This is a genomic window from Mycobacterium sp. SMC-21, from assembly GCF_045310825.1.
Classification (GTDB): Bacteria; Actinomycetota; Actinomycetes; order Mycobacteriales; family Mycobacteriaceae; genus Mycobacterium.
On record NZ_JBJIAO010000010.1, the window covers coordinates 160,365 to 173,916 of the forward strand.

Below are 13,552 nucleotides of genomic sequence, written 5' to 3' on the forward strand. Positions count from 1 at the left end.
CCCGCAGTTGAAGGACGCGAAATCTTGAGTCTCCACCGCACGCACCGCACCATTTGCGGTCTTAAACGACCAGTAGCCGGTGCGATCGCGGGGCTCACCATACTTGGTAGTGCCTTTGCGGGCAACGTCCAGGCCGATCCGGCGGACGACGCCGTAGCAAAGCTCAACGAGCTCTCGCGCCAGGCTGAGCAGACCACTGAGGCCATGCACGCCGCGCAGCTCGATCTGGACAAGAAGCTGGCTGCTGCCAAGGCCGCCGACAGCAAGCACGAGGCTGCGGCCGCCGCCGCGGAGGTCGCCAAGAACGACCTGGCTACCTACCAGGACTCGGTCGACAAGATTGCTGCAGCGCAGTACATGGGTGGCCGCACCGACGGCATCGACGCCATCCTCACCGCCGATTCCCCGCAGGGGCTGATCGACCAGCTCTCGGTCCAGCGCGTGATGGCCGGCGAGATGGCCGTGCAGATGGCCAACTTCCACAGCGCCTCCGACTCCGCCACCAAGGCCGAGGCCGACTCGGCCAAGCTGGCGTCCGAAGCCAAGACCGCGGCCGAGCAGGCTGCCGCCGTGCGTGCGGATCTGCAGTCGAAGCAAAGCAAGCTGCAGGTGCAGATCGCCATCGTCAAGTCCCGCTACACCGCGCTGACGCCGAGCCAGCGGCAGGCGCTGGCCGCCCTTCCGCCGGCTCCGGCCGCTGCGCCGCCCGCCCCGGCCCCGGACGGCCTCCCGCCGAACCCGGACGCGGTGCCGCCGGCCCCGGGCCAGGATCCGTCCATCAACGCCGCCGGCCCCAACCCGCCCGTCGAGGGTCTGCCCGCCCCGTCGGATGGCAGCGGCACTGCTGCCGGCGCCATCGCGGTGCAGGCCGCGCTGACCCGCATCGGCGACCCCTATGTCTGGGGTGCCGCGGGTCCCGGCCAGTTCGACTGCTCAGGTCTCGTGATGTGGGCGTTCCAGCAGGCCGGCATCTCGCTGCCGCACTCGAGCTACGCGCAGGCCGCCGGCGGACAGCCGGTGTCGCGCGACCAGATGCAGCCCGGTGACGTCGTGAGCTACTACTCCGACGCCTCGCACGTGGGCATCTACATCGGCGACGGCATGATGGTCCACGCCTCGACGTTCGGTGTGCCCGTGCGGGTGGCGCCGGTCGACAACGCGCCGATCTACAACGTGCGTCGCTACTGAGCGTCTCCCGTCGCGTAGTTCTCGGCCTTCTCGCCGCAGAGTCGGCTGCGGCCGCATTCGTGCTGAGCCGCGGCCATGCGGCTGACGTGCCGGCCGCCGCACCACCGTCCGTGCCACCGACGGCGCCACCGATGCCGACGGCGCCGACCACCATCCGGCTGGCCGATGGCCGGACCGCTGAACTGCTGGTCCTCGATCCCGGGTCGACGCTGCCGGGGCGCATCACCGCCGAACTCGACGGCGCGGCCGCCGCGGTCACCGCATTCTGGGGTGCCGACTGGCGCCGTCAGATCACCATCGTGACCACCGGCACCGACGAGGAGTTCCGGGCACTGGCCGGCGGGAAGGAAGAATTCGCCGCGGCCACCACCGTCGACCGCATCGTGTTCGCGCCCGGCGCCGCCGCGATGGGGCCCGGCGCGCTGCGAATCGTGTTGCGCCACGAGCTTTTTCACTACGCCTCCCGGCCCGTCACGGCAGCCGACGCGCCCTGGTGCCTGACCGAGGGCGTCGCCGACTACGTCAGCCGCCCGCGCACCCCGCGACCGGCGCCGGCCGGCATGGCGGTGCTGCCCACCAACGCCGACTTCCAGGTGGCCGGACCGGCGCTGTCGCTGGCCTACGACCGCGCCTGGTGGTTCGCCCGGTTCGTCGGCGCGCAGTTCGGCGATCCGGTCCTGCGCCGGCTGTATCTGGCGGCGTGCGGCGCCGGGCATCCCGACCTCGACACCGCGCTGACCGCCACCCTCGGCACGGATCGCGACGCGTTGACCGCTGCGTGGCAGCGGTGGCTCGCGGCCCGGGGCTGACGCGATAGCCTGACCGCGATGTCTCGGGTGCTGCTGTTGACCAACGATTTTCCGCCCCGCCGCGGTGGCATCCAGTCGTATCTGGAGAGTCTGGTCGGCGAGCTGCTCGTCCGCGGGTCGCACGAGCTGACGGTGTACGCCCCGAAATGGAAGGGCGCGCCGGAATACGACAAGGCCGCCGCGGCCGCCGGGTACGAGGTGGTCCGCCACCCGACGACGTTGATGGTGCCCGAGCCGACCGTCGCGCTGCGGATGCGCCGCCTCATCGCCGAGCACGACATCGACACCGTGTGGTTCGGTGCGGCCGCGCCGCTGGCGCTGCTGGCGCCGCTGGCCCGCGATGCCGGGGCGACCCGGGTGGTGGCCAGCACGCACGGGCACGAGGTGGGGTGGTCGATGCTGCCCGTCGCGCGAAACGCGTTGCGGCACATCGGAAACAACACCGACGTGGTGACCTTCGTCAGCCACTACACGCGGAACCGGTTCGCCGCGGCGTTCGGGCCGGACGCGGCGCTGGAATACCTGTCACCCGGCGTCGACGTCGACCGCTTCGTCCCCGATGAGGTGGCCCGCGCCGAGCTGCGGGCCCGGTACGGGCTGGGGCAGCGGCCGGTGATCGTCTGCCTGTCCCGTCTGGTGCCGCGCAAGGGACAGGACATGCTGATCCGGGCGCTGCCCGTCATCCGGCAACGGATCGACGGTGCCGCGCTGGTCATCGTCGGCAACGGGCCGTACCGCGACGATCTGCAGAAGCTCGCGCGCCGCTACGACGTCACCGACCACGTGGTGTTCACCGGCGGCGTGCCCGGCGACGAGTTGCCGGCCCACCACGCGATGGCCGACGTCTTCGCCATGCCGTGCCGGACCCGGGGCAACGGGCTCGATGTCGAAGGCCTGGGCATCGTCTTCCTCGAGGCCTCGGCGTGCGGCGTGCCGGTGGTCGCCGGTGACTCCGGCGGCGCACCGGAAACCGTCGTGGAAGGCAAGACCGGCCATGTGGTCGACGGCCGCGACGTCGAAGACATCGCCGCGGCCATCACCGACGTCCTGGCCAACCCCGACCTGGCCGCCGCGATGGGCGCCGCCGGCCGTCAGTTCGTCGTCGACAACTGGCAGTGGAAGCTCAAGGGCGAGCGGCTATCCGAGCTGTTGTAGCGCTCTTGTAGCGCTGCTCAGCTGTAGAGCGCCGCGATCTCGGCCGCGAACTTCTCGGCGACGACCTTGCGTTTGACCTTCAGCGTCGGCGTCAGCTCGCCGGTGTCCTCGGTGAAGTCGACCGGCAGAATCCGGAACTTCCGGATGGCCTCGGCCTTCGACACCGTCTGGTTGGCGTCGTCGACGGCCTTCTGGATCTCGGCGACCAGCGCCGCGTCCTCGGCCAGATCGCCCACCGATGCGCCGGCGTCCTTGTTGTTGCGCTGCTTCCAGCCCTCGAACGCCTCGGGATCGATGGTGATGAGGGCGGCGATGAACGGCTCCTGGTCACCCACGCACATGGCCTGGCTGATCAGCGGGTGCGCCCGCATGACGTCTTCCAGCGGGGCCGGGGCGACGTTCTTGCCGCCCGCGGTCACGATGATCTCCTTCTTGCGCCCGACGATCGACAGGTAGCCGTCGTCGTCGATGGCGCCGAGGTCACCGGTGTGGAACCACTCGTCAGTGAACGCCTCGTCGGTGGCGGTCGGGTTGTTCCAGTAGCCGCTGAACACCACGCCGCCGGACAGCAACAGCTCGCCGTCCTCGGCGATCCGCATGCTGTTGCCGGGCACCAGCTTGCCGACCGTGCCGACCTTCAACTCGCCGACCCGGTTGACGGTGATGGCGGCGCTGGACTCGGTCAGGCCGTAGCCCTCGTAGATGGTGACGCCGACGCCGCGGTAGAAGTGGCCCAGCCGGGCGCCGAGCGGGGCGCCGCCGGAGATGGCGCCGACGCAGTTGCCGCCGAGCGCGGCCTTGAGCTTGCCGTAGACCAGCTTGTCGAACACCGTGTGCTTCAGGTTGAGCAGCAGGCCCGGGCCGCCGGGGGTGTCCTGCGCCTTGCTCCATTCGATGGCCGTGTCCGCGGCGATCTGGAAGATCTTGCCCTTGCCGTCGTTGCGGGCGTTCTGCTCGGCGGTGTTGTAGACCTTCTCGAACACGCGCGGCACCGACACCACGAGCGTCGGCTTGAACACCCCGAGGATCGGCACCAGGTTCTTGATGTCGCTGGTGAAGCCGAGGGTCACCTGGTTGCTGAAGCCGGCCACCGCGACGGCGCGGGCCAGCACGTGCGCCAGCGGCAGGAACACCAGCAGCTTCTGACCCTTGGCGAGCAGGTCGGGGAAGCAGGCCTTGACGCCGCGCAGCTCCGACAGGAGGTTGGCGTGGGTCAGCTGGCAGCCCTTGGGGCGGCCCGTGGTGCCGGAGGTGTAGATCAGGGTGGCCGGATCGCTCGACTTGATGCCGGCCAGGCGGGCGTCCAGCTCGGCGCGGTCGACGCCGGCGCCGGCGGTGGCCAGCTGGTCGAGGGCGCCGCCGTCGATGACCAGCACCTCACCGAGCGCGGGCACCTCCGACCGGATGGACTCGATCTTGGCGGCGTGGGCGTCGGCCTCGGCGAACGCCAGCACGGCGCCGGAGTCGGCCAGCACGTGCCGGATCTGATCGGCGGCGGAGGTCTCGTAGATGGGCACCGTCACCGCGCCGATCGACAGGATCGCGAAGTCGATGATCGGCCACTCGTAGCGGGTCGCCGACAGCAGCACCACGCGGTCGCCGGGCTTGACGCCCTTGGCGATCAGGCCGAGGGCGGTGGCCCGGACCTGGGCGGCGACGTCGGCACTGGTGACGTCGGTCCAGGTGTCTCCGACCAGGCGCTGGATGGCTACGTGTTTGGGGTCATCGCGCTCGAGGGAGTACACCGGGGCGACGACGTTGTCGTATTCGCCGATGGTGAACGATGCGGGAACGCTGAACTCACGCACGGATGTGGCCTTTCGGGTCAGAGCAAAGCAGTACTGGCAGCAGTGCCGTGACAGCAATGCCGTGCTCAGCGTAGTCGGGTGCTTCATCACACTGTGGAGGCGTATGTGAAGCTGGTCGGGATGAACAGCATCCAGATCGCCGACGAGACCTTCGTGTGCGCCGACCCAGCCGCTGTCGGTGCCGCCGTGGCGAACCAGAGCAGCTGGCGGCGCTGGTGGCCGGACCTCAAGCTGACGGTCGTCGAAGACCGCGGTCCGGCGGGGCAGCGGTGGACCGTCACCGGTGCACTGACCGGGACCATGGAGGTGTGGCTGGAGACCGTCATGGACGGCGTCGTGCTGCACTACTTCCTGCACGCCGAGCCGACGGGCGTGTCCGGTGCCGCGCTGGCCGAGCTGAACCTGGCGGACCTCAACCATCGTCGCCGGGTGGCCGGCAAGAACATGGCTTTCGAGATCAAGACCGATCTCGAGCGGTCGCGCCCGGTGGGCGTATCCCGGTTGGCCTGAGCCCCGGCATCGCCCGGCCAGGGCCGGGCGCTGGCGGTACATTGAGAACTCGGCAGACGGGCGCACGACGCCCGCGCCGGCATCGTCAACTCGGGAAGTGGACACGTGGCTGACAAGACTGCGCAGACCATCTACATCGACGCCGACCCGGCGACCGTGATGGACGTCATCGCCGACATCGGCTCATATCCCGACTGGGTCGCCGAGTACCCGGAGACCGAGGTCCTGGACGTCTACGCCGACGGCTACCCGAAGACCGCCCGGATGGTCCTCGACGCCACGGTCCTCAAGGACACCATGGTGTTCACGTACCAGTGGCCCGCCGACCGCAAGTCGGTGAGCTGGTCCCTGGTGTCCAGCACCCTGCTCAAGGCGCTCGAAGGCACATACCGGTTGTCGCCCAAGGGTTCTGGCACCGAGGTGACCTACGAACTGTCGGTCGATCTGATGATTCCGATGATCGGATTGCTCAAACGCAAGGCAGAGCGCCGCCTGACCGACACGGCGCTCAAGGACCTCAAGAAGCGAGTCGAGTCTGAGTGACGCGGACCCTGCTGGGCGTGCCAGGATCAGTCTGTTCGTCGGTAAGGGTGGAGTAGGCAAGTCGACGGTGGCCACGGCCACCGCGGTGCGTGATGCCCGCGCCGGGCAGCGGGTCCTCATCGTGTCGACGGACCAGGCCCACTCCACGGGTGACGTGCTCGGCGCGGACGTCCCGCCGACCGGACTCCGGACGCCCACGCAGGTGCCCGTCGACGACGGCGCCGGCGTCGTGCTCGATGCCCTGGCGCTCGACACCCTGGCGCTGCTCGAGGCCAGGTGGCGTGAGGTGGCCGCGGTGCTGGTCGCCCGGTTCCCGGACTCCGATGTGGGAGACGTTGCACCGGAGGAACTTTCGGCGCTACCCGGGATTCAGGAGGTGCTGGGTCTGCACGAGGTCGCCGAGCTGGCGGCGTCGGGCAACTGGGACCACGTGATCGTCGACTGCGCCTCGACGGCCGACGCGATGCGGATGCTGACGCTGCCCGCCGCGTTCGCCCTGTACCTGGAGAAGGCCTGGCCGCGGCACCGGCGCCTGTCGGTCGGTCTGGCCGACGCCAAGACCGTCGCCATGGTCACGCTCGTCGAGCGACTCGCCGCCGCCACCGAGGCGCTGGGGGAGTTGCTCGACCAGCCGGACGTCACCGCGCACCTGGTGCTCACCCCGGAACGGGTGGTGGTGGCCGAAGCGGTGCGGACGCTGGCGTCGCTCACCCTGATGGGCGTGCACGTCTCGGAGCTGATCGTGAATCAGGTTCTGATCCAAGACGATTCGTACGAGTACGTGAACCTGCCCGCGCACCCCGCCTTCGACTGGTACGCCGAGCGCATCGCCGAGCAGCGCAGCATGCTCAGCGACCTGGATGCCGCCGTCGGTGATGTGCGCCTGGTGCTGGTGCCGCACCTGGCCGGCGAACCCATCGGGCCGAAGGCGCTGGGGGAACTGCTCGAGGCGTCACGGCTGCGGCACGGCGCCGCGCCGCCCGCGCCGCCGCGCCCCATCGTCGACCGCGAATCGGGCTCAGGATTGGATGCCGTCTACCGGCTGCGGATAGAATTGCCGCAAATCGACCCGGGGTCTCTGACGCTGGGCCGCGTCGACGACGACCTGATCATCGGCTCGGGTGGCACACGGCGCCGGGTCCCGTTGGCATCAGTCCTGCGCCGCTGCATCGTCATCGGCGCGTCGTTGCGCGGCTGTGAACTGACCGTCCGTTTTCGCCCTGACCCGGAGGTGTGGCCCAAGTGACGCACACCGATTTCGGGGCAGACGCTCTGGGCGACCTACCGGTGGACCTGCGGCTGCTGGCCCAGGCGCTTCTCGACAAGATCGACCCCGTCGTCCGCCTGTCCGTGGCCATGCTCGCCGACGGCGAGAACCCGAGCGACTGCAACCAGGTGTGGTGCCCGGTGTGCGCACTGGTCGCCCTGGCCAACGACGAACAGCACCCGATGCTGACGGCCATTGCCGAACACAGCACGACTTTTCTCGACGCGGTGCGCGCCGCGCTCGCCGACAAGGGGCCCGTCGGCCCGCACCCCGAGCCGCCGACGGACCCGTCCGGTCCGGGCGGCAGGCACCGCCAGGCCGACGATCCGGACGGCCCACCAGGGCCGGGTCGATACCAGTCCATTCCGGTATCTGTGGAGGAATGACCAGTCCGCTGCGGGCTGTGGTCGGGCCGACAGTCGGTGGGTAAAGTTGTCGGGGGCACCGTCCGGGGGCCCTCAGCGGGAGGTTCGATGTTCTTCTGGTTCTACAAGTACATCTTGATGGGCCCGTTGCTGCGCCTGCTGGGCCGTCCGAAAGTGACGGGGCTGGAATACGTTCCCGACGAGGGGCCCGTTCTGCTGGCCAGTAACCACCTGGCCGTCGTCGACAGCTTCTATCTGCCGCTGGTCCTGCGCCGCCGGATCTTCTTCCTGGCCAAGGCCGAGTACTTCACCGGTACCGGCATCAAGGGCAAGCTGATCAAGTTCTTCTACTCGTCGACCGGCCAGGTGCCGATCGACCGCACCAACGCCGATTCCGCGGCCGACGCACTGGCCGCCGCCGCCAAGATCCTCGACCAGGGCAAGCTGCTCGGCATGTACCCCGAGGGCACGCGCTCGCCCGACGGCAAGCTCTACAAGGGCAAGACCGGCCTGGCCCGCATCGCACTCGAGACCGGCATCCCCGTCATTCCCGTCGCCATGATCAATACCGACGTCGTGAACCCGCCGGGAAGCAAGATGTGGCACTTCGCGCGCGTCGAGGTGAAGTTCGGCAAGCCGATGGACTTCCGCCGCTTCGAGGGCCTGGCCGGTAACCGCTTCATCGAGCGCGCCGTCATCGACGAGGTCATGTACGAGCTGATGCGGCTGTCCGGCCAGGAGTACGTCGACCTCTACGCGGCCGACGTCAAAGAGGGCAAGACACCGCCGCCCGCGATCAAAGCCGGCTGAACACGCCACAACGCTGAGCCGAGGATTGCCGTCACCAAACGGCAGTCCTCGGCTTACGTGATTTCGTGGGCCGGCACGCCGCGTCGCCAACGTGACGCGGTGGCGGAAAATCGGCTCTCGGACCGCCGTGTCGTCACCGTCGCGCCGGCCGGGCCCCCGGCGCGGTCAGTTCGTCGCCGAGACCGGTGCGACGTGCTCGGCCGCGTCGGCTGACGGCGTGCCGCGGCCGGTGATGGTGCCCGCCGCGGCGATGACGGCCAGCGCCCACCACACGTACGAGCTGCCGATCACCTGACGCCACACCGTCGCGTCGACCTCGTGGTGCTCGGGCAGCAGCCGGATCGGCGTGAAGATCAGCAGGAACGCGCCGAGCGCGCTCACCGCGGCGAGCGTGGCACTGCGTTCGCGGTAGGCGATCACGGTGATGGTCACCATGGTCGGCAGGGCCCACACCCAGTGATGCGACCACGACACCGGCGACACCACCAGGCCGAACATCGCCACGCACATGAGAGCCAGCACCGGCTGTCCCGCGCGGAGCACCCGATGGGCCGCCCACACCGTCAGCGCCAGCACCGCGAAGCACAGCAGCACCCAGAGCACGAATCGCGGCGTCGCCGACATCCCGAACCGCGCCAGCGTGCCGGAGATGTTCTGGTTGGTGTTCAGCGTCGCGGTGCCGATGCGGTCGGTGTTGCGGACCGTCTTGGTCCAGTACTCCCACGAGTCGCCCCAGGCCAGCGCGAACGCGACAAGCGTGACCACGACCGACGACGCCACCGTGGTGAGCAGCGCGCGGAAATCGCGGCGCAGCAGGAAGTACAGCAGGAAGACGGCCGGGGTCAGCTTGAGGGCGATCGCCACGCCGAGCAGGACGCCGCGCGGCCACGGCGTACGGCGGGGGACGCAGTCGGCGATCACCAGCGTCATGAGGACGACGTTGATCTGACCGAAGTTGAAGTTGGACCGCACCGGTTCGAGGAACAGCACGGCCGGCCCGACGATGGCGACGGCAAGCCAGCAGCGGCGGGCCAGGGCCGATCCGCCGAGCCGCGACTGCGGCCAGACATCCAGCCGGGTCAGCACGATCACGATGGACACCAGCAACAACACGAACGTCGTCACCGTGATGGCCACGCTTGCCGCGGGCAGGGGGAGCCAGGCGAACGGCGCGAACATGATCGCGGCCAGCGGCGGGTAGGTGAACGGCAGGTCGATGCCGGCCTCGGTGCGGAAGATGGTGCTCTCGCTGTACAGCGGCGTGTTGTTCAGCCAGGCGCGGCCGCCCATGCGGTACACGTCGATGTCGATCCGGTACGGCGTATGACCCAGCAGCCGCCAGGCGCCCCATACCAACGTCAACATGGCCAGCAACTGCAACAGCAGCCAGGCCAGCCGTTGACCGGAGGAGGGCCACGACCAAGTTCCCATACGCATCTCGCCGGACAGCCTATCGGGGGGACCGGCGCGTCGACGCCCTGCGGGGCAGTGACACGCATGCACGGGCGTAAGTTTCTGCCCGTGCGGTCGCCCTTACCTACGGAGTTCGTATCGAGTGGGCGGCTGCCACTGTTGTGGTGCCTGATTGCGTTCATCCTGACGTTTTTCGTCACCCGCACCGTGGTCCGGTATATCCGGGCCCACGCCGACAACCCGGCGCCGCGCAAGTGGTGGCAGCCGCGCAACATCGGGCACGGCGGCCTGCACATCCATCACGCGGTGATCGGCGTGGTGCTGGTGATGGTGTCGGGCGTGACGATGGTGACGCTGGCGGTCGACGGCGGCGTCCCCGAATTCACCGTGGCGGCAATCTTTTTCGGTATCGGTGCGGCCCTGGTCCTGGACGAGTTCGCGCTGATCCTGCACCTGTCCGACGTGTATTGGGCCGAGGACGGCCGCACCTCGGTCGACGCGGTCTTCGTCGCCATCGCGGTGGCCGGCCTGCTGATCCTGGGGTTCAACCCGCTGTCGTTCTTCGACATCACCGTCTGGCGTGACGACCAGGACGTGGCGGCCCGCGTCATGGTCGTCGCGCTGGCCCTCATCACGCTCGCCATGGCCGTCATCGTGCTGCTCAAGGGCAAGGTGTGGACCGGTCTGATTGGGATGTTCATCACACCGCTGCTGGTCATCGGCGCAATCCGGCTGTCGCGACCGCACGCGCCGTGGGCCCGCTGGAGGTACACGAGCCGGCCGCGCAAGATGCACAAAGCGCTGGAACGCGAGCGGTGGCTGCGCCGGCCGGTGGTGCGGGCGAAGCTGTGGTTACAGGATGCGATCGCCGGTATGCCAAAGTTTCCCGACGACGCGGACGTGGACCAACAGCTCGACCGCGAGATCCACGCGGCACCCGCGCCGCCGGACCGAACGCCGACCGAGGTTGCCTGAATGAAGTTTTTTTACGACACCGAGTTCATCGACGACGGTCGCACCATCGACCTGATCTCGATCGGTGTGGCCGCCGAGGACGGGCGCGAGTACTACGCCGTCTCCTCGGAGTTCGACCCCGACCGGGCCGGCTCCTGGGTGCGCAAGAACGTGCTGCCGAAGCTGCCGTCACCGTCGTCGCAGGTGTGGCGGTCGCGGCGGCAGATTCGGTCCGAGCTCGAGGACTTCTTCAACATCGACGGTGACGAGCCGATCGAACTGTGGGCCTGGGTCGGCGCGTACGACCACGTCGTGCTGTGCCAGCTGTGGGGCCCGATGGCCGACCTGCCGCCGGCGATGCCGCGCTTCACCCGCGAACTGCGGCAGTTCTGGGAGGACTGCGGCAGCCCGCGGATGCCACCGCGGCCGCGCGATTCCCACGACGCGCTGGTGGACGCCCGGCACAACCTGCACCGCTACCGACTGATCGCCGAGATGATGACGGCGCCCCGGTAGCTCAGGTCACCAGGCCCGGAACGGCACGCTGGTGACGGCGGCGTCGTTCGGGCCGAACTGGACCGTCAGCTGCAGCGTCCACAGTCCCGGCCGCGGCGCGGTGGCATACGTGCTGTGCCAGTGACCGTCGGGACCCGCCGTGAAACGCACCGGCAGAGAGGCGATCTCGGCGCTCGACAGAGCGCCCCGGAGCCCGGTGGCGCCGGGCACCGCGACGTCGATCGGGATGGCGCCGTGCCGCGTGGTGTCCAGATGCACCTGTGCCTGCCGACCCTCATCGAGTGCGGCGGTGGCGGTGAACGCGGGGCCGTACGTGGTGCGGGCGGGCGGCTCGCCGGTGAGCACCGTGGTCATGATCAAGACCAGCACCGCGAGCACGGTCTCCCACGGTACGGTTCGGCGCAGCCGCTCCGGGGTGAGCCGGCGCCGGCCCAGGTAGGCCAGGGCGGCCATGAGCGTCACCAGGAAAACCTTGGCGCACAAGGCCATTCCGTAGCCGGTCGACCACAGTGACTCGATCGGCGACACCTGCCGCCAGGCCTGATACTCGCCGGTGAGCAGGACCGCCGCGACGCAGCCGAACGCCACCCGGGACCACCGCTGCAGCTCGTCGCTGCGCCGGGCGGGCAGGACCACCAGTGTCAGCACGGCCAGCCCGCCCAGCCACAGCGCCATGGCCAACAGGTGGACGGTGGTGACGGTGGTGGCGAGCCAGGGGTCCGGGCCGGCCGAGGCGTGCCCGGACGCGGCGACACCGGCCGCGAGTGCCGTCGCGATCACGACGAACAGCGCGGTGCCGGCGCGGGTGGTCGCCGCCAGCAGTACGAGCAGGGCCGCCTGCACGTAGAGCTGGATATCGGGGCCGGTGGTGACGGCGTTGATGACGGTCGCGGCGGCCAGCAGCAGCCAGCCGATGCCGGCCAGGATGCGGGTGCGACGCAGGGCGAGCGCCCACGTCCACACCAGCCGGGCCGCCGCGAGCACACCGACACACAGCACCAGGCCGGCATACGTCAGACCGCGAGCGACATCCGACGCTACCGACGACGACGCGACCGGACGAACCTCCGGCGGCGCGTCCGGCGCCTGCTGCACACCGAAACTCACCGACCCGGACACCTCGTGCCCGTCGGCCGACATCAGCCGCCACGTCGCGGTGTAGCTGCCGCGCGGCAGGTCCGGCGGCAGGTCCAGTTCCACGGCGGTGTTGCCCGACCGCTGCCGCACCTCACGGTCGACCCGCGCGCCGGAGTTCGAAATCACCTGAACCGCACCGGGAATCAGGCGAACCGGCTCATCGAAGCTCAAGGTGACCCGGCTCGGCGCGGCGGGCAGGGTGGCGCCGTCCACCGGATCGCTGGAGACCAGGACGGCGTGCGCGTGTGCGAGGGGAACCGGCAGCAGGAGCGCGAGCAGCGCCGCGAGCAGCGCCGCGACCGGTCTGAGTTTTCTAGTCGTGACTCGTCTTTCGTCGGGAGGCTGCCAGGCTAGCGATCGCCACCAGCAACGCGACCACCGACACGGCCAGCGCCGTCAGGCCCGGCCACGTCGGCGCCGCAGCCGCCGGAGCCGCGGCCGCGGGCCGGTCGTGGTCCCCGCCGCCGGCAGGCTTGAGGTGCAGGGCCGGCGCCGGGTGCTCGGGCTCGGGCTGGCCCGGGTTGGCCTTCTCGTTCCAGTTGACGGTCTTGCCGTCGCTGTAGGTCTGGACCGCGGGAAGCGTCAGCGTGTTGACCTTGGGCAGCGGGCCGGCCGAGATGGCGAAGACGTTGAACTGATGCGGCGGAATGGGCGCGTCCGGCGCGGTGGCCTTCCACTCGACCGACGAGACGTACTCGGTGACCTCGGCGCCGTCGTCGTCCTTCTGCGGAGCGGGCAGCTTCTTCTTGGTGATGGTCGCCGTCCAGCCGGCCTTCTGCTGCGTGCTGACCGAGATGATCGGCTGGTCGTCGGGCAGCACGACGAGCAGGCCGGTGGTGGACGCGGTGTCCGACTCGGTCGGCACGCGGAAGTTCAGCACGCCCCAGCCACCCTGGGTGGCGTCGCCGGTCACCTTGACGTGGGCGGCGGCCGGTGCGGCGAGCGCGACGGCGCAGGCCGTCGTCGCGGTGACGGCGGCGAGGGTCTGGATCAGCTTGGGCATGTTGTCCTTAAGTTTGTAGTTGCAGTTACTTCGTATTGCTGAGCGTTACGTTTGGCTGTGACCCGGGTGGGTCG

At 69.5% G+C, this 13,552-nt stretch carries 14 protein-coding genes; 10 read left to right on the forward strand and 4 right to left on the reverse strand.

Annotation, left to right across the window (positions count from 1 at the left end; translation table 11 throughout):
* The first annotated feature begins 24 nt into the window (after positions 1-24).
* The 3 genes from ripC (at position 25) to ACJH6H_RS13245 (ending at position 3,152) form a co-directional block, all read left to right on the forward strand.
* Positions 25-1,188: a peptidoglycan hydrolase RipC gene (gene ripC, locus ACJH6H_RS13235; RefSeq protein ID WP_244872600.1), complete on the forward strand. Its 1,164-nt coding sequence runs from the start codon at positions 25-27 to the stop codon at positions 1,186-1,188.
* Positions 1,189-1,319: 131 nt separating this feature from the next.
* Positions 1,320-1,997, forward strand: a complete 678-nt coding sequence (locus tag ACJH6H_RS13240) for a peptidase (RefSeq protein WP_244872599.1) — start codon at positions 1,320-1,322, stop codon at positions 1,995-1,997.
* An 18-nt stretch (positions 1,998-2,015) separates the two neighbouring features.
* Positions 2,016-3,152, forward strand: a complete 1,137-nt coding sequence (locus ACJH6H_RS13245; RefSeq protein ID WP_212812092.1) for a glycosyltransferase family 4 protein — start codon at positions 2,016-2,018, stop codon at positions 3,150-3,152.
* Between the two features lie 17 nt (positions 3,153-3,169).
* Here ACJH6H_RS13245 and ACJH6H_RS13250 read toward each other — a convergent pair whose 3' ends face one another.
* Positions 3,170-4,960, reverse strand: a complete 1,791-nt coding sequence (locus ACJH6H_RS13250) for a long-chain fatty acid--CoA ligase (protein ID WP_212812091.1) — start codon at positions 4,958-4,960, stop codon at positions 3,170-3,172.
* A gap of 120 nt (positions 4,961-5,080) precedes the next feature.
* Between ACJH6H_RS13250 and ACJH6H_RS13255 the strand changes: the two genes are divergently transcribed.
* From ACJH6H_RS13255 to ACJH6H_RS13275, 5 genes are all read left to right on the forward strand, one after another.
* Positions 5,081-5,470, forward strand: coding sequence for a polyketide cyclase / dehydrase and lipid transport (locus ACJH6H_RS13255; RefSeq protein WP_212814877.1), 390 nt, complete (start codon positions 5,081-5,083; stop codon positions 5,468-5,470).
* A gap of 105 nt (positions 5,471-5,575) precedes the next feature.
* The gene (locus ACJH6H_RS13260) at positions 5,576-6,013 is read left to right on the forward strand and encodes an SRPBCC family protein (RefSeq protein WP_020103587.1); all 438 of its coding nucleotides are present in this window, start codon (positions 5,576-5,578) and stop codon (positions 6,011-6,013) included.
* Positions 6,006-7,259 (forward strand): ArsA family ATPase, encoded by a 1,254-nt coding sequence (locus tag ACJH6H_RS13265; RefSeq protein WP_212814876.1) that lies wholly within the window; start codon positions 6,006-6,008, stop codon positions 7,257-7,259. Before ACJH6H_RS13260 ends, ACJH6H_RS13265 begins: the two co-directional genes overlap by 8 nt.
* Positions 7,256-7,666, forward strand: coding sequence for a hypothetical protein (locus ACJH6H_RS13270; RefSeq protein ID WP_212812089.1), 411 nt, complete (start codon positions 7,256-7,258; stop codon positions 7,664-7,666). The genes ACJH6H_RS13265 and ACJH6H_RS13270 overlap by 4 nt, the downstream gene beginning before the upstream one ends.
* Before the next feature lie 87 nt (positions 7,667-7,753).
* Positions 7,754-8,455, forward strand: coding sequence for a 1-acyl-sn-glycerol-3-phosphate acyltransferase (locus ACJH6H_RS13275; protein WP_020103590.1), 702 nt, complete (start codon positions 7,754-7,756; stop codon positions 8,453-8,455).
* A gap of 165 nt (positions 8,456-8,620) precedes the next feature.
* Here the strand turns inward: ACJH6H_RS13275 and ACJH6H_RS13280 are convergent, their stop codons facing one another.
* On the reverse strand, positions 8,621-9,886 hold the full coding sequence (locus ACJH6H_RS13280; RefSeq protein WP_212812088.1) for a glycosyltransferase 87 family protein: 1,266 nt from the start codon (positions 9,884-9,886) through the stop codon (positions 8,621-8,623).
* Between the two features lie 90 nt (positions 9,887-9,976).
* On the opposite strand from ACJH6H_RS13280, the gene ACJH6H_RS13285 reads away from it, so the two are divergent.
* Positions 9,977-10,843 (forward strand): hypothetical protein, encoded by an 867-nt coding sequence (locus ACJH6H_RS13285; RefSeq protein ID WP_110767224.1) that lies wholly within the window; start codon positions 9,977-9,979, stop codon positions 10,841-10,843.
* Complete coding sequence (locus ACJH6H_RS13290) at positions 10,844-11,338, forward strand: polyadenylate-specific 3'-exoribonuclease AS (protein WP_064858738.1); 495 nt, start codon at positions 10,844-10,846, stop codon at positions 11,336-11,338.
* Positions 11,339-11,344: 6 nt separating this feature from the next.
* Here ACJH6H_RS13290 and ACJH6H_RS13295 read toward each other — a convergent pair whose 3' ends face one another.
* Positions 11,345-12,766 carry a copper resistance CopC/CopD family protein gene (locus ACJH6H_RS13295; RefSeq protein WP_406775022.1) on the reverse strand — a complete coding sequence of 474 codons (1,422 nt, stop codon included), beginning with the start codon at positions 12,764-12,766 and terminating at the stop codon, positions 11,345-11,347.
* A gap of 22 nt (positions 12,767-12,788) precedes the next feature.
* Positions 12,789-13,478 (reverse strand): YcnI family protein, encoded by a 690-nt coding sequence (locus ACJH6H_RS13300; protein WP_029118559.1) that lies wholly within the window; start codon positions 13,476-13,478, stop codon positions 12,789-12,791.
* Positions 13,479-13,552: the final 74 nt, after the last annotated feature.